The sequence below is a fragment of the Clostridium sp. BSD2780061688st1 H5 genome (genome assembly GCF_005845155.1).
Taxonomy (GTDB): domain Bacteria; phylum Bacillota; class Clostridia; order Lachnospirales; family Lachnospiraceae; genus Claveliimonas; species Claveliimonas intestinigallinarum.
The window spans coordinates 1-15019 of record NZ_SPGT01000017.1 but is presented as its reverse complement, the minus strand read 5'-3'; the positions used below and the strand labels follow the sequence as shown (position 1 = coordinate 15019).

The following is a 15019-nucleotide window of genomic DNA, read 5'->3' as shown; positions in this document are numbered from 1 at the left end:
TGGTGCAATAAAGGAAAAGTTATTGACAAAGACAGCAGTCTTTGGGTATGATAGCAGTTAAACATGACAAAAGAAAGAGAGGAATAAACGATGGGTAAAATTATCGGAGAGGGAATCACATTTGACGATGTGCTTTTAGTGCCAGGATACTCAGAGGTAATCCCAAATCAGGTAGACTTGTCCACATATCTTACAAAGAAGATCAGACTGAATATTCCCATGATGAGTGCCGGAATGGACACGGTCACAGAGCACCGCATGGCTATCGCCATGGCGCGCCAGGGCGGCATTGGTATCATCCATAAAAATATGTCTATTGAACAGCAGGCGGAAGAGGTAGACAAGGTAAAGCGTTCAGAGAACGGCGTTATCACGGATCCATTCTATCTTTCCCCGGAAAACACACTGGCAGACGCCAATGAGCTGATGGGCAAATTCCGGATTTCCGGTGTCCCCATCACCGAGGGCAGAAAGCTGGTGGGTATCATTACCAACCGTGACCTGAAGTTTGAGGAGGACTTTACAAAGAAGATCAAGGAGTCCATGACATCTGAGGGACTGATCACCGCAAAGGAGGGCATCACCCTGGAGGAGGCCAAGAAAATCCTGGCCAAGGCGAGAAAAGAGAAATTACCCATCGTTGATGATGATTTTAACCTGAAAGGCCTGATCACCATCAAAGATATAGAGAAGCAGATCAAATATCCGCTGTCTGCCAAGGATGAGCAGGGACGTCTCCTGTGCGGCGCTGCCCTTGGGATCACAGCCAACTGCCTGGAGAGAGCCCAGGAGCTGGTGAATGCCAAGGTGGACGTTGTGGTGCTTGACTCTGCCCACGGACACTCTGCCAATGTGCTGCACACCATTGACATGGTCAAGAGCAAATTCCCGGATCTGCAGGTCATTGCAGGTAATGTGGCAACAGGCGCGGCTGCTGAGGCCCTCATCAAGGCCGGCGCTGACGCGGTCAAAGTCGGCATCGGTCCGGGGTCCATCTGCACGACACGTATCGTGGCCGGTATCGGCGTGCCCCAGATCACGGCGGTCATGGACTGCTATGAGGTGGCGGACAAGTACGGTATCCCGATCATTGCCGATGGAGGGATCAAGTACTCCGGCGACATGACAAAAGCCATTGCCGCAGGCGCCAATGTATGTATGATGGGAAGCATCTTTGCGGGATGTGACGAGAGCCCGGGAACTTTCGAGCTGTTCCAGGGAAGAAAGTACAAGGTATACAGGGGCATGGGATCCATTGCAGCCATGGAGAACGGAAGCAAGGACCGCTACTTCCAGGAGAACGCCAAGAAGCTTGTTCCCGAGGGCGTAGAGGGCCGTGTGGCATACAAGGGAACCGTGGAAGATACGGTATTCCAGCTCATGGGCGGACTCCGGTCCGGTATGGGATACTGCGGAACATCTACCATTGAGGAGCTGAAGACAAATGCCCGCTTCATCAAGATTTCAGCAGCATCCTTAAAGGAGAGCCATCCCCATGATATCCATATCACGAAGGAAGCTCCCAACTACAGCGTGGACGAATAGAAAGAGATTTCAGGACGAAGCCTGCCCTTTTTGGGCGGGCTTCTGACAGACAGGGGGTAAAGCATATGACAGAGACATTTGGAAAGACATCCGCAGGGTGGGAGACCACTCTGTACACACTGGATAATAAAAACGGCATGCAGATCGCAGTATCAGATTACGGCGCCACTCTGGTGAAGGTGCTTGTGCCGGACCGGGAAGGAAAGCTGGTCGATGTAGTTCTTGGCTATGATGATGCGGCTGGATATGAGGCCGGAGACAAATTTTTCGGAGCTATCGTGGGAAGAGTGGCCAACCGCATCGGAGGCGCCTCCTTTGAGCTGAATGGAAGGACGTATCAGCTGGACAAAAATGACAATGGAAACAATCTCCACAGCGGCATGGACTTCTACAGCAAGCGGATGTGGAGAGTGGAAGAGTACGGGAAGGATCACATCGTGCTGAGTCTTCACAGCCCGGACGGAGATCAGGGATACCCGGGAGAAGTGGATATCACAGTCACCTACACTCTGACAGGGGACAATGAGGTGAAGATCCACTATCACGCTGTGCCAAAGGAGGATACCCTTCTCAACATGACCAACCACAGCTACTTCAACCTTGCAGGGCAGAGCTCGGGCACTATCCTGGACCAGGAGGTGTGGATCGATGCGGACGCCTACACAGAGGCGGACGCCCAGTCCATCCCCACAGGAGAGATCACACCAGTGGAGGGAACTCCCATGGATTTCCGGGAGAGCAAAGAGATTGGCAGGGATATCGAAGAAGACTACCAGGCGCTGAAGTTCGGCGGCGGCTACGACCACAACTGGGCCCTGAATGGCTCCGGCTTCCGGAAGGTGGCCGGTCTGAGCTGTGAGAAGAGCGGCATCTCCATGGAGGTGTACACGGACCTTCCAGGCATGCAGCTCTACTGCGGCAATTTCCTGGAGGGAGATGCGGGAAAGGGCGGATGCGCTTACGGAAAGCGGAGCGGCGTCTGCTTTGAGACCCAGTATTTCCCGGACGCTGTGCACAAGGAGGATTTTGCCGGTCCCGTGGTGCGGGCGGGGGAGACATACGACACAGTCACCAGCTATAAATTTACATTCGGCAGATAAAATTTATAAAATCATAAGTAAGTCTTCATATTTTCTTACTCTGAATATGATAGAATGAACAGGTAAGGAAGATGGAGATCCTATGATGAGCAGGCGAACAGGAAGAATAAAGAAGAGAAAGACAAAGGTACAGCATCAGAGACAGATGAAAACATATTGGAAGGCAGGGCTGATCATTCTGGCAGCCCTGCTTGCCGTGTTGGCGGTCATCCGGGTGGCCCGTCCCCAGTGGCTGGGCGGCGGCTACATAGAGTACGACAACGCCCAGGTGGACGCCACCAGGCCGGATATAGACGTGGAGCTTCTGACCGTCAACCCCTACTCCAGGCCGGGGGACGCCACACAGCGCATCACCGGTATCGTGATCCACTACACGGCTAATCCCGGCTCTACGGCCATGGACAACCGGAACTACTTTGAGGGGCTCAAGGACAGCCACGAGACCCAGGCCAGCAGCAACTTTATCGTGGGCCTGGACGGGGAGATCGTCCAGTGTGTGCCCACCTGGGAGGTGGCCTACGCCTCCAACTCCAGGAACATCGACACTGTGTCTATCGAGTGCTGCCATCCGGACGAGACGGGGAAGTTTAACGACGCCACCTACCGCTCCATGGTGCAGCTCACCGCCTGGCTCTGTCTGAAGTTCGGGCTGGATGAAAACGATGTGATCCGTCACTACGATGTGACGGGAAAGATCTGTCCCAAATACTTTGTGGAGCATGAGGACGCCTGGGATCAGTTCCGGGTGGATGTGGGAGCGGCCATTGACCGGACCTAGAGGAGCTGTCTGTTTCCGGGATAAAAGGATTGACTTTTTCCGTCAGATGGATATAATAAAAATAGCTGGCAGGTCCAAAGCACGGACAGAAAGGCCGGCGAGGAACAAAAACACAATCTCAGACAGGAAAGGCACAGACGGAAACGAGTAGTCCTCCGGAGCTATCCAGAGAGAGGGGCGTGATGCTGGAAGTCCCTTATAGCAGATGGACGATGAAAACCATTCCCGAGCCGCACTGCGGAACAGCCCAATGGCTCAGTAAGTGGTGACGCAGCCCGCGTTAAGGGACAGGATTTTGTTTTCAGGAAATCCTTTTGAGTGAAAAATAAAGGTGGAACCGTGCAGAGAAAAGATGCACCCTTGCGGAGGACGAAGAGGCAGTCCCGGCAGGGGCGCTTTTTAATTTGGAGAAAAGTCCTCCGGCGGCTGTCTGGATGAAAGCAGAGAAAGGAGAAAAAGACTATGAAAGTAAGCATGAAAGACGGGTCTGTTCAGGATCTGACATTCGCGGACGAAGTGGGACAGGAGGCGTTCCGCCACACCACATCCCACATCCTTGCGCAGGCAGTGAAGCGCCTCTGGCCGGACACAAAGTGCGCCATCGGACCGGCTATCAAGGACGGCTTTTACTATGACTTTGAATTCAGCTTTCCGTTTACCACGGAGCACCTGGCTGAAGTGGAAAAAGAGATGAAGAAGATCGTGAAGGAGGCCCTTCCTCTGGAGAGGAGCGCGGTCAGCAGGGAGGAGGCCTTAAAGCTCATGGAGGACAGAGGAGAGCCCTACAAGGTGGAGCTCATCCAGGATCTCCCTGAGGGAGAGGAGATCAGCCTCTACAGGCAGGGCGAGTTCGTGGATCTGTGCGCAGGCCCACACGTGTCCAACACAAGCGTGATCAAGGCCCTGAAGCTTCAGAGCGTGGCAGGCGCCTACTGGCACGGCGATGAGCACAACCAGATGCTGACAAGGATTTACGGCACCTCCTTCCCCAAGGCGGCGGAGCTGGACGAGTATCTGGCCAAGATCGAGGAGGCCAAGAAGAGGGACCACAGAAAGCTTGGAAAGGAGCTGGGACTCTTTGCTATCATGGAGGAAGGCCCGGGATTTCCGTTCTTCCTTCCCAAGGGAATGGTGCTCAAGAACCTGCTCATCGACTACTGGAGAAAGCTGCACACAAGAGAAGGCTATGTGGAGATCTCCACACCTATCATCCTGAGCCGCCATCTCTGGGAGAATTCCGGACACTGGGATCACTATAAGGACAATATGTACACCACAGTCATTGACGGCGAGGACTATGCGGTGAAGCCCATGAACTGCCCCGGCGGCATGCTGGTCTACAAGGTGGAGCCCCGCTCCTACAAGGACCTGCCTATGCGGGTGGGCGAGCTGGGACTGGTACACCGCCATGAGAAATCCGGACAGCTCCACGGTCTGATGCGGGTGCGCTGCTTCACACAGGACGATGCCCACATCTTCATGACAGAGGATCAGGTGCAGGACGAGATCAAGGGCGTGGCAAAGCTGATCGACGAGGTGTACTCCAAATTCGGCTTTAAATACCACGTAGAGCTCTCCACAAGGCCCGAGGACAGTATGGGTACGGACGAGGAGTGGGAGATGGCTACAAACGCCCTCAGAGGCGCTCTGGAGTCTCTTGGACTGGACTATGTAGTGAACGAGGGAGACGGCGCCTTCTACGGCCCGAAGATCGACTTCCATCTGGAGGACTCCATCGGAAGGACCTGGCAGTGCGGAACCATCCAGCTTGACTTCCAGATGCCCCAGAGATTTGACCTGGAGTACACGGGGGCAGACGGAGAGAAGCACCGTCCCATCATGATCCACAGGGTGGCATTTGGCTCCATCGAGCGCTTCATCGGTATCCTCATCGAGCATTACGCCGGAAAATTCCCGGTATGGCTCTCACCTGTGCAGGTGAAGATCCTTCCTGTGTCCGAGAAGTTTGCCGACTACGCGAAGAAGGTATCTGACGAGCTGAAGGCAGCAGGCGTCCGCGTGGAGACAGACTTAAGGAGCGAGAAGCTGGGCTACAAGATCCGCAGCGCCCAGATGGAGAAGGTTCCCTATATGCTCATCGTCGGCGAGAAGGAAGTGGAGGGAGAGTGCGTTTCCGTCCGCAGAAGAGACGAGGGAGATATCGGCAGCATGAGTGTGGACGAGTTCGCAAAGCTTGTGCTGGAGGATCAGTAGGACGCTTCAGGACCGCAGTAAAGCATGGGACTGAAATATAAGATAGAAAAAGGCGGCAGCGCCCGGGTGAACATGCCATGTGCATGACCCGGCGCTGCCGCCTTTTTTTGGGCTGTTTTCTGTTATTCCTGTCTTTTGCTACTCCATCATGACCATGTGGGCGATGGAGGCCGCATCGTCAGAGTGGCTCTGGCGGCAGACGAGGATGCTGCTGATGTAGTCCTCCTCCAGCTCCAGCGCCTGGCTGATCTGCTTTATGGTCTGGCCTGCGTCGTTAAACTTCAGAACCTGCTCTATCTCCCTTGTGACCTGTTCCAGTGTCTTTTCTGCCATTGGTTTATCCTCTCTTTTGCCTGAAATGTAGTTTCTATTTTAAAAGAAAAGGGTGGAAATGTCCAGAGGGAGATTGTAGCTGTCTGCCCTAGCTGTTATATACATCCTCGTCCAGCATCTTCAGGCTCTTCGACACAAGCGTGGTGCCGGTCAGGTCTCCCACGTTGTTGGCCATGGTGGCGAATGGATCGAGGATCGGCCATACTGCGGCCAGGATCGGGATGAGCGTCAGGCCTGCATCTCCGATGATGGTCTGGATGATGATAGTGGACATGACAATGCCGGAGCCCTTTACGCCGGCTGCGCCGATGGAGAGGATCAGGCTTAAGAAAATAAACTGGAAGATCCTTTCCGGCGTGATGTCAAGCCCAAACAGGTTGCAGGCAAAGATTGCGATGACACTGTACTGGATGGCGGCTCCATCCATGTTGCATGTATTTCCCAGAGGAAGGGTAAAGCCGTAAACCTTCTCTGAACATCCCAGCCTTTCCTCCGCAATCTTGATGGATACCGGAAGTGTGGCCGCTGATGAGGTTGTGGTAAAGGCAACCAGCATGGATGTGGATATCTTTTTGAAGAATTTGCCCACATTTACCCTGGCCAGAAGCTTCAGCACCGTGGGATAGAATACAACCATGAACACAAGGATGGTGATATCTATCGTGAGGATAAATACGATTACTTCCTTTACCATTGCTCCGGATAAGGTTGAAACCATGGAGGCCATCAGGGACAGGATACCGATGGGGGAAAAGCCAATCACGTAGGATGTGATCTTCAGCATGATATCGTTGCCTTCCTTGATGATCTTTACAAAGGTGGATGCCTGGTCGCCCAACGCCAGCAGGGCCACACCTAAGAACAGACAGAACACGATGATCTGGATCATGTTGGCGTCCACCATGGCCTTGACGATGTTGTCCGGGAACCAGGAGATGATGTTCTCCACCATATCAAAGTCAGAAGCCTCCGCGGCCTCTCCTGATAAAACGAAATCAGATACGTTTTTGCCCGGCTGGGTGATCATTCCGCCGATCACGCCGAAGATGGATGCCGCCACAGTTGAAAGCGTGTAGTAAATGACAATCCTTCCGCCGACAGAGCGGAGCTGTTTGGCATCCTTCATGGAGCAAATGCCGTTTGTAATACTGAAGAGCACAAGCGGTACGATCAGCATTTTCAGCAGGTTGAGAAAGATGTCGCCCAGCGGAGAAATAAAATCTGCTGCTTTCGGGGACACAATACCGATTATGATACCGATTATGATACCAGCGAGAATTTGTGCCCACAGAGGTGTCTTTAAGAGTTTTTTCATTTTCTCTCACATTCCTTTCTGTAAATCATTACATACGAGGAGTTACAATGTTCTGGTAAATCGGCCGTCCTACCTAAAACTATTCGATTGTACCACAGGTTAAACTGTTTTAAAAATTCATATTATTTATAAATATTATTTAAAAACGTTTATTTATGCATCGCCTTCAGCCGAGGAAAAAGAAATGATCCCGCGAAGTTCCGGAGACTGAAAGAGGTCCGGATCCCGCGGGATCATTTCTCTGCGAACACGAATGTGTTCATTTATTCATTATTCATAGGATAAGGATGTTTTTGACTGTACCCGGAGCATTTTTCGGGGTGCGCTCTACAGGTATCCCAGTCTGTCTAATGTGGCAAGCACCATGTGGCGCCCTGCGTCTGTTCCGTCTATGATACGGCGGGCGCGAACGGAGTCGCCGATGTTGAGGATCTCTGTGTCCTCGCCGTCAAAGCCCTCTGCGATCTCATTCCAGAGAGGAGCGTAGGCCTTCATGCCGAGGCAGACAAAGCCGTAGTCGAAGGGGAGCTCCTCCTCCTTGCCGTCGCGTTTTACGGTGAAGGAGTGGGGATTTACCTTCTGCAGGGCTGTGTTTACGAGCTGCGTTACATTGTGCTTTCCCATGCACTCGTTCATGCTGGAGGTAGTGGAAGCGTCCAGACCCTTTCCGATCACAGGCATCATCTCGATGATGGTCGTCTCGGCTCCGCGGGGAGCGAAGAACTCTACCACGTCAAGTCCCACAGCGCCGCCGCCGATGACGATGACCTTCTTGCCAGTCATGTCCTTGTCAAAGGCCGGGATGTCGCCCATCAGATCCTTGATGCCGTACACTCCTGTGCCCTCCTTGCCCAGGTTCTCATGGAGTCCCTCGATAGGCGGAAGGAGCGGTACGGAACCGGTGGAGTTTACAACCAGATCCGGCTCATAGGATTTGATCATGTCCACAGTTACGTCCACGCCTGTCTTGATGGTCAGGTTCGAAAGTCCCTCTGCCCGGTGCTTCAGGTAGGTGGGGAAGTCCGCCAGACGCTTCTTGGCCGGAATTCTGGAAATCTCCACGGAAAGTCCGCCGATGTGGTCCTGCTTTTCCAGAAGTGTAACATTGCAGCCCACCTCAGCGGCTGTGCAGGCAGCCTCAAGTCCGGCGGTGCCGGCGCCCACTACAACTACATTGCAGGGCTTGTTTACCTTCTGTTTCTTGTAGGCTTCTCCGTTTATGAGGTCCGGGTTCACGGTGCAGCGCAGAGGCTTGTTGCCTCCGATACGGTTGCCCACGCAGCCGATGTTGCAGGAGATACACTTGCGGATGTCTTCCACATGTCCGTATCTTGCCTTGTTGCACCAGTCGGGGTCTGCGATCAGTCCGCGGCCCATACCGATCAGATCCGCGTCGCCCCGATCCAGGATGTCCTCAGCCACCTGGGGATTGCGGATGTTTCCGATAGCGATGGTCGGTTTGTGGAATTTGTCACGGACAGCCTTTGCCATGTAGGAGCGCCATCCGTCCTCCAGATAGTTGGCGTCGATCTGGTACTGGATGGAGGGGTTCAGGGCGGAGGAGGTGTCGAACATGTCCACACCGTCATTTAAGAACTCCAGGTATTCCAGGCAGTCTTCCACTGTGTTTCCGCCTTCTACAAGCTCGTCCACGCTCAGACGGAGGGAAATCGGCACTCGCGGTCCGACGGCCGCGCGCACTTCATCGATGACCATGCGGCAGAAGCGGGCGCGGTTCTCGGCGCAGCCTCCGAACTCGTCTGTACGGTCGTTCATAGTCGGTGAGAGAAACTGGCTGATCAGGTAGGAGTGTCCGGCGTGGATCTCCACCATGTCAAAGCCTGCGTTTACCGCGCGGCGTGCGGCAGCGCCGTAATCCTTTGCGATACTCTCGAGCTCCTCCCTTGTCAGCGGGCGGGGTCTCTCTCCGCCTTCCTTGGAGGGAAGAGTGGAGGCGGAGACGGGCTGCATGCCGATCCTTGAGGACATGGCGGAAGCGCCGGCGTGGTTCAGCTGTACACCCATGCAGGCGCCGTATTTGTGACAGGCCTCTGTCAGATTGAAAAGACGGGGAATGTAGCAGTCCTTGTCAATGCGCAGCTGGGTTGTCCCGTTGGAGCCCTCCGGATATTTCACACATACATTTTCCACGATGATGAGTCCTGTGCCGCCTCTGGCGCGCAGCTCGTAGTATTTGATGTGCTCATCGCTCAGCTCTCCAGTGTGTCCGGCAAAGTCGCTTCCCATGGGCATCATGACAACGCGGTTCGGCAGTGTCATGCCGTTGATCGTGAGGGGGCTGAAGATGTGTTTGAAGTTGTTCTTCATTTAATATACCTCCGTTATTTTGGTTTTTCAGATAATCTGAACTTGCTATGATACTATTATAAAATATTGTTAAAGATAAAACAAATTCATGTTTTTGTGGCGGATGATAGAATATATCTATGGTTTCTGCCAAAAGATTAAACGTAAGGAAGGAAAGCCCGCTTTTTCGCCTATACTCATTGAAAATCTGCATGTGTTTTGCTATAATATGAAAATGTATTTTGGGATAATATAACAGGAGAGAAAAGCGATGAACGATTTGGAGATGTACCGTGAACAGCTTGCGCTGTGCGACGACAAGATTATTGATGCGCTGGTAGAGAGAAACGCCATAGTGGAGAAGATCATGGCCTACAAGGAAGAGTACGGCATGCCCATTCTCCAGCCCCAGCAGGAGGCAAAGCAGGCGGCGCGTCTGAAGGAGAAGCTTGGTGACAATAAATACAGAGAAGAGATCTACGATGTCTTCCGCCGGATCAACCGCAACAGCAAGCGTATCCAGGCGAGAAAGCTGTTTGACTACAATATTATCCTCATCGGATTTATGGGGGCCGGAAAGACAACCATCTCCGATTATCTGAGCACCATGTTCGCCATGAATATCGTGGAGATGGACCAGGTGATCGAGGAGCGGGAAGAGATGAGTATCCAGGATATCTTCGCCACATACGGTGAGGAGTATTTCCGCGAGCTGGAGACGAACCTGCTGATCGAGATGCAGTCCAGGAAGAACACGGTTATCTCCTGCGGAGGCGGCGTAGCCATGCGGGAGAGAAATGTGGCTGAGATGAAGAAGAACGGCCGGGTCGTTCTTCTGACCGCAAGTCCGGAGACCATCTATGAGAGAGTGAAGGACAGCAACAACCGCCCAGTGCTCAACGGGCGGAAGAATGTGCAGGGGATTTCAGAGCTGATGGAGCAGCGCCGGGAGAAATATGAGGCGGCCGCGGACATTGTGGTGAACACAGACGGAAAGACTGTGCTCCAGGTGTGCGAGGAAATGATCCAGAAGCTGACGGAGATGGAAGATAAATAATGTTTGATCGATTTTTTCCCGACAGGTATGTGGCTTCCACATACGTGATAGATTTTGAGAAGCTGTACGAGGAGGGTGTGCGGGGCCTGATCTTTGACATCGATAACACCCTTGTCCCCCACGGGGCGCCTGCCGACGAGCGGGCGGTGCGTCTCTTTGCAAGACTCAAGGATATTGGCTTTCGGTGCTGCCTGATCTCCAACAACCAGGAGAAGCGGGTGAAGACCTTCAATGAGCCCATCCAGGTGGACTATGTCTACAATGCCCATAAGCCCTCTGTGAAAAATTATCTCAGGGCTATGGAGATTATGGGCACGGACAGGGAGAGCACGGTGTTCATAGGGGATCAGCTCTTTACCGACGTGTGGGGAGCAAAGCGGGCGGGGATCCCGAGCATCCTCGTAAAGCCCATCCACCCCAGGGAGGAGATCCAGATCGTCCTGAAGCGCTATCTGGAAAAAATCGTGCTCCATTTTTACAGAAAGAGCCTGAATGGAAAAAAAGGTTGAAAAAAGTACCAGAGTATTATAAAATGGAACAAGTGAAAAAGAACGACATGTGCTATCTGAAGGTACAGTTTAAGGAGGATTATAATGGTTTCAGCAGGAGATTTTAAAAACGGATTAACTGTGGAGATTGAGGGAAACATTTATCAGATTCTTGATTTCCAGCACGTAAAGCCGGGTAAAGGCGCGGCTTTTGTTCGTACAAAGTTAAAGAACATTATCAACGGCGGCGTTGTTGAGAAGACATTCCGCCCCACAGAGAAATTTGAGACAGCTCATATCGACAGAAAGGATATGCAGTATCTGTACTCAGACGGAGATCTCTACAACTTCATGGACATGGAGACCTTTGACCAGCTGGCTGTCAACGCGGACGTTGTGGGCGACTCCCTCAAGTTCGTAAAAGAGAACGACACAGTAAAGGTGATCTCCCACGAGGGAAATGTGTTTGCTATCGAGCCGCCTATCACAGTTGAGCTCCGCGTGACAGAGACAGAGCCGGGCGTGAAGGGCGATACAGCCACAGGCGCTACAAAGCCGGCTATCGTGGAGACAGGCGCGCAGATCATGGTTCCCCTCTTTGTGAACCAGGACGATGTGCTGAAGATCGACACACGTACAGGCGAGTATCTGTCCAGAGTATAATCTGCTCTGAAAATTAAAAAGAATGTCTGAAAAGCCTTGCATTTTTTGCAGGGCTTTTTTATAATATAAGTCACCATAATATTCGTTCCGGGAGCCCGGGTCATGGGAGCTCTGAATATCTTTTTTCAGATCAGCCTGTTTCAGGCAGCACTTCACAAGTTGACATGCAGGGAAAGGAGAACTATGTCGTATGAACAGTTTATAGAGCGGATGGAAGAGAAGTTAAGAGGCAGTCTTGACGGGGGAAGATCTCTCTACGTCAGACAGGTGACAAAAAACAACGGGATGAAGAGGAAGGGGATCGTGTTCTGCGAGCCAGGCGTCAATGTGTCCCCCACCATCTATCTGGAGGAGTACTATGAGCGGTACAGGCAGGGCTGTCCCTTTGAACAGGTGGCGGACCAGATCCTGAGCCTCTACGCCCATGTGCGGACGCGGCATTCCTGGGAGGGGGAGTTTGTGACAAAGTACGTCAATGTGCGGCCCAGGCTGATTTATCAGCTCATCAACAGGGAGAAGAACCGGGAGCTGCTCCGGCAGGTGCCCTACGTCCCCTATCTGGATCTGGCCATCGTCTTCCACGTGCTGGTGGACATGAAGGAGGATGACAGGATCGCCACCATGCTTGTGAGGAACGAGCATCTGGAGTGGTGGAAGGTCACCAAAGAGGAGATCTACGAGGAGGCCCGCGCCAACACAGAAAGGCTCCTCCCGGAGGAGTTTACAACGCTGTACGCCCTCCTGACGGAGGAGGAGGGGCCGGCCGCCCCGGAGGAGGATCCGGATGAGCGGCGGGGATACAGCATGTACATCCTCACAAACCGCATTCGGAACTTCGGGGCAGCGGCAGTCCTATATAAGGATGTCCTGAAGCATATCGGAAGCTATCTGAAGGAGGACTTCTACGTGCTTCCAAGCAGTATCCACGAGGTGATCATCGTGCCTGACAGCAGCGCCCCCTCCTGGCGGGAGACGGCCATGATCGTAAAGGAGATCAATGAGACCCAGGTGAGGGAGGAGGAGGTTTTGTCAGACATTCCCTACCACTACAAGCGGAAGGAAGACAGGCTGAGCCTGCCCCTCTGGGCGATGGACAGGCCGGAGAGCTGAAGGAGACGTCCTCGGGGCGTATCCCACAAAAAAAGAGGAACAGCCGTTGAAGCTGTTCCTCTTTACGTCTCTGACCAGAGTCGAACTGGCGCACCTGCCTCCGGAGGGCAGTGCTCTATCCACTGAGCTACAGAGACAAATAGTATAATAGCACAACCAACTGGAAAAAACAAGGGGAAATTTGAAAAAAACTGCCTGATGGACCTGCCTTGACTTTTTAAATGTTTGCGAGTATCATTTGTAGTGCCCCTTGTCTGCCGGCGCCTGATGATCACAGATGTAATGGAGGTTATCATGAAAGAAAACAGAAAAAAGGGCAGCCAGGACGCGGGAAGCAGAAGTCGCATGACAGTGATCGCTGTCTGTGCGCTGCTGGCCGTGGCCGCAGCAGCTGCCGGAGCTGTTTACGGAGGGGACAAAGCTGCACAGGACAGTGCCAGGGACAGGAAGGCCCAGGCCGTATCCGTCCAGAGTGAAGACGTGCAGACAGAGAACAAAGGATGGCAGGAGGCGGAGAGCAATCCGCTGACGGAGGAGACAGACTCCCAAATTACAGAGGCAGTCCGAAGGTACTATGAGGAGAGGACTGCGCAGAGCCCCTTCGCGGAAGGATACGAAAATCTGAGGATCTACACGAAGCGGGGAAAATACAGGGACACATATCTGGCGTTCGTCCGCTATGATATGAAGATAAAGGATATCTACACTATGGTTCCCGGCCTTGAGACTCTCTATATCGGGGAGGACAAGGAGACAGGGAAGCCCTGTGTGGAGGAGGAGCTGCCGGATGAGGACACGAAGGATGCGGCGCAGCTTTTGGCATCCCAGGAGGATGCGGCCCGGCTGATGGACCAGGTCCAGGCGGCCTACGACCAGGCTGTGGCGTCGGACGCTATCCTGGCGGAGGCTCTGGCCGATCTGGAGGCGGCCTCGACGGGGCAGCAGTAGATTGAATATACGAGAAGGATAAAAAGGACGCAGGAAGTATGAGAGGATACAGACATGCATTTCGGAAGGCGTTCCCGTACACGATACCGGTTCTGACAGGGTATCTGTTTATCGGGATCGCCTTCGGCGTGATGTACGCGGAAAAAGGGTATAATTTTTTGTGGGCTATGCTGATGAGCCTTCTGGTGTACGCGGGCTCGGGACAATATCTGGCGGTGAATTTTTTCGTGCCGGGTATTTCTTTTGTCCAGGTCGTTTTTATGACGCTGATGGTGAATATAAGACATATTTTCTATGGGATATCCCTGCTGGACAGATTTCACTCCATGGGAAAAAAGAGATGGTATATGATTTTCGGACTGACAGATGAGACCTACTCGCTTTTGTGTACCACAAAGGTGCCGCCGGATGTGGACGAGGAGAAATTTCTCTTTGCCATCTCCATCATGGATCAGTCCTACTGGGTTATCGGCTCAGTCATCGGTTCCCTTGCGGGGACGCTGATCCCCTTCAACTCGGAGGGCATTGACTTTGCCATGACAGCCCTCTTTGTGGTGATCTTTGTGGAGCAGTGGATGGACGCGAAGAACAGGGCGCCGGAGGTGATCGGCGTGGCGGCGGCGTTTATCTGTCTGCAGATCTTCGGGGCGGACAGCTTTGTCCTGCCCTCCATGCTGCTCATTGTCCTTGTCCTCTTTGTGGGGCGGACCCGCCTTGAGAGAGAGGGGGCGAGAGTATGCCGTTAAGTGTGGGAATGTCGCTGCTTATTATCCTTGCGGTGGCTCTGACCACCTTTGCCACCAGGGTGGTCCCCTTCCTCATCTTTCCAAAAGGGAAGGAGATACCGGATGTGGTCCAGTACCTGGGAAGGGTGCTGACGCCGGCTGTCATCGGCATGCTGGTTGTCTACTGCCTAAAAACAACGCCGGTGCTCTCGGCTCCTCATGGGATACCGGAAGCAGCGGCGGTGCTGGTCACGGCCGGGCTCCATGTGTGGAAGAGGAATAACCTTCTCAGCATCGGAGCCGGCACAGTGCTCTATATGTTTCTTGTGCAGGCGGTCTTTTGAAAGACCTCCTGCCGTTTTGTGTGCCCGGCGGGCACACGTTCTAACGGGTGAAAGTCCCTGACCCGCCCGGCAGTGGGAAGGGTGCAGCTAAT

Annotated in this window: 14 protein-coding genes and 1 tRNA gene; 11 read left to right on the top strand and 4 right to left on the bottom strand. The window is 53.2% G+C overall.

The features are described 5' to 3' along the window. The first annotated feature begins 90 nt into the window (after positions 1–90). From guaB to thrS, 4 genes are all read left to right on the top strand, one after another. Positions 91–1545, top strand: a complete 1455-nt coding sequence (gene guaB, locus FGQ86_RS11200) for an IMP dehydrogenase (protein ID WP_033125853.1) — start codon at positions 91–93, stop codon at positions 1543–1545. Between the two features lie 65 nt (positions 1546–1610). Continuing rightward, on the top strand, positions 1611–2645 hold the full coding sequence (locus FGQ86_RS11195) for an aldose epimerase family protein (protein WP_138304093.1): 1035 nt from the start codon (positions 1611–1613) through the stop codon (positions 2643–2645). Between the two features lie 85 nt (positions 2646–2730). Beyond that, positions 2731–3423: a peptidoglycan recognition family protein gene (locus FGQ86_RS11190; protein WP_171031557.1), complete on the top strand. Its 693-nt coding sequence runs from the start codon at positions 2731–2733 to the stop codon at positions 3421–3423. A gap of 462 nt (positions 3424–3885) precedes the next feature. Next, positions 3886–5637: a threonine--tRNA ligase gene (gene thrS, locus FGQ86_RS11185; protein WP_033125850.1), complete on the top strand. Its 1752-nt coding sequence runs from the start codon at positions 3886–3888 to the stop codon at positions 5635–5637. 138 nt (positions 5638–5775) lie between these two features. Here the strand turns inward: thrS and FGQ86_RS11180 are convergent, their stop codons facing one another. From FGQ86_RS11180 to FGQ86_RS11170, 3 genes are all read right to left on the bottom strand, one after another. After that, positions 5776–5970, bottom strand: coding sequence for a hypothetical protein (locus FGQ86_RS11180; RefSeq protein ID WP_033125849.1), 195 nt, complete (start codon positions 5968–5970; stop codon positions 5776–5778). 88 nt (positions 5971–6058) lie between these two features. Further along, on the bottom strand, positions 6059–7285 hold the full coding sequence (locus FGQ86_RS11175; protein ID WP_033125848.1) for a dicarboxylate/amino acid:cation symporter: 1227 nt from the start codon (positions 7283–7285) through the stop codon (positions 6059–6061). Between the two features lie 327 nt (positions 7286–7612). Next, positions 7613–9613: an FAD-dependent oxidoreductase gene (locus tag FGQ86_RS11170; protein ID WP_033125847.1), complete on the bottom strand. Its 2001-nt coding sequence runs from the start codon at positions 9611–9613 to the stop codon at positions 7613–7615. Positions 9614–9863: 250 nt separating this feature from the next. On the opposite strand from FGQ86_RS11170, the gene FGQ86_RS11165 reads away from it, so the two are divergent. The 4 genes from FGQ86_RS11165 (at position 9864) to FGQ86_RS11150 (ending at position 12910) form a co-directional block, all read left to right on the top strand. Next, positions 9864–10649, top strand: a complete 786-nt coding sequence (locus FGQ86_RS11165; RefSeq protein ID WP_033125846.1) for a shikimate kinase — start codon at positions 9864–9866, stop codon at positions 10647–10649. Then, a complete protein-coding gene (locus FGQ86_RS11160) occupies positions 10649–11158 on the top strand; it encodes a YqeG family HAD IIIA-type phosphatase (protein ID WP_033125845.1) in 510 nt (169 codons plus the stop codon). Before FGQ86_RS11165 ends, FGQ86_RS11160 begins: the two co-directional genes overlap by 1 nt. A gap of 84 nt (positions 11159–11242) precedes the next feature. Next, entirely contained in the window at positions 11243–11800 is a 558-nt protein-coding gene (gene efp, locus FGQ86_RS11155; protein ID WP_033125844.1) for an elongation factor P, read from the top strand. A 183-nt stretch (positions 11801–11983) separates the two neighbouring features. After that, positions 11984–12910: a DUF5688 family protein gene (locus tag FGQ86_RS11150; protein WP_033125900.1), complete on the top strand. Its 927-nt coding sequence runs from the start codon at positions 11984–11986 to the stop codon at positions 12908–12910. A 65-nt stretch (positions 12911–12975) separates the two neighbouring features. Here the strand turns inward: FGQ86_RS11150 and FGQ86_RS11145 are convergent. Continuing rightward, positions 12976–13047: transfer RNA gene (locus tag FGQ86_RS11145), tRNA-Arg, on the bottom strand. A 157-nt stretch (positions 13048–13204) separates the two neighbouring features. On the opposite strand from FGQ86_RS11145, the gene FGQ86_RS11140 reads away from it, so the two are divergent. Genes FGQ86_RS11140 through FGQ86_RS11130 form a run of 3 tightly spaced genes read left to right on the top strand, consistent with a single transcriptional unit; the run spans position 13205 to position 14927 of the window. Then, positions 13205–13858: a hypothetical protein gene (locus tag FGQ86_RS11140; protein ID WP_052084024.1), complete on the top strand. Its 654-nt coding sequence runs from the start codon at positions 13205–13207 to the stop codon at positions 13856–13858. A gap of 38 nt (positions 13859–13896) precedes the next feature. Then, the gene (locus FGQ86_RS11135; RefSeq protein WP_033125843.1) at positions 13897–14604 is read left to right on the top strand and encodes an AzlC family ABC transporter permease; all 708 of its coding nucleotides are present in this window, start codon (positions 13897–13899) and stop codon (positions 14602–14604) included. Next, a complete protein-coding gene (locus FGQ86_RS11130) occupies positions 14595–14927 on the top strand; it encodes a branched-chain amino acid transporter permease (RefSeq protein ID WP_033125842.1) in 333 nt (110 codons plus the stop codon). The genes FGQ86_RS11135 and FGQ86_RS11130 overlap by 10 nt, the downstream gene beginning before the upstream one ends. Positions 14928–15019 lie beyond the last annotated feature (92 nt).

Excerpts from the sequence above, each read along its gene's own strand:
- guaB (WP_033125853.1), top strand. The coding sequence starts at position 91 with ATGGGTAAAATTATCGGAGAGGGAATCACATTTGACGATGTGCTTTTA.
- FGQ86_RS11195 (WP_138304093.1), top strand. The coding sequence starts at position 1,611 with ATGACAGAGACATTTGGAAAGACATCCGCAGGGTGGGAGACCACTCTG.
- FGQ86_RS11190 (WP_171031557.1), top strand. The coding sequence starts at position 2,731 with ATGAGCAGGCGAACAGGAAGAATAAAGAAGAGAAAGACAAAGGTACAG.
- thrS (WP_033125850.1), top strand. The coding sequence starts at position 3,886 with ATGAAAGTAAGCATGAAAGACGGGTCTGTTCAGGATCTGACATTCGCG.
- FGQ86_RS11180 (WP_033125849.1), bottom strand. The coding sequence starts at position 5,970 with ATGGCAGAAAAGACACTGGAACAGGTCACAAGGGAGATAGAGCAGGTT.
- FGQ86_RS11175 (WP_033125848.1), bottom strand. The coding sequence starts at position 7,285 with ATGAAAAAACTCTTAAAGACACCTCTGTGGGCACAAATTCTCGCTGGT.
- FGQ86_RS11170 (WP_033125847.1), bottom strand. The coding sequence starts at position 9,613 with ATGAAGAACAACTTCAAACACATCTTCAGCCCCCTCACGATCAACGGC.
- FGQ86_RS11165 (WP_033125846.1), top strand. The coding sequence starts at position 9,864 with ATGAACGATTTGGAGATGTACCGTGAACAGCTTGCGCTGTGCGACGAC.
- FGQ86_RS11160 (WP_033125845.1), top strand. The coding sequence starts at position 10,649 with ATGTTTGATCGATTTTTTCCCGACAGGTATGTGGCTTCCACATACGTG.
- efp (WP_033125844.1), top strand. The coding sequence starts at position 11,243 with ATGGTTTCAGCAGGAGATTTTAAAAACGGATTAACTGTGGAGATTGAG.
- FGQ86_RS11150 (WP_033125900.1), top strand. The coding sequence starts at position 11,984 with ATGTCGTATGAACAGTTTATAGAGCGGATGGAAGAGAAGTTAAGAGGC.
- FGQ86_RS11140 (WP_052084024.1), top strand. The coding sequence starts at position 13,205 with ATGAAAGAAAACAGAAAAAAGGGCAGCCAGGACGCGGGAAGCAGAAGT.
- FGQ86_RS11135 (WP_033125843.1), top strand. The coding sequence starts at position 13,897 with ATGAGAGGATACAGACATGCATTTCGGAAGGCGTTCCCGTACACGATA.
- FGQ86_RS11130 (WP_033125842.1), top strand. The coding sequence starts at position 14,595 with ATGCCGTTAAGTGTGGGAATGTCGCTGCTTATTATCCTTGCGGTGGCT.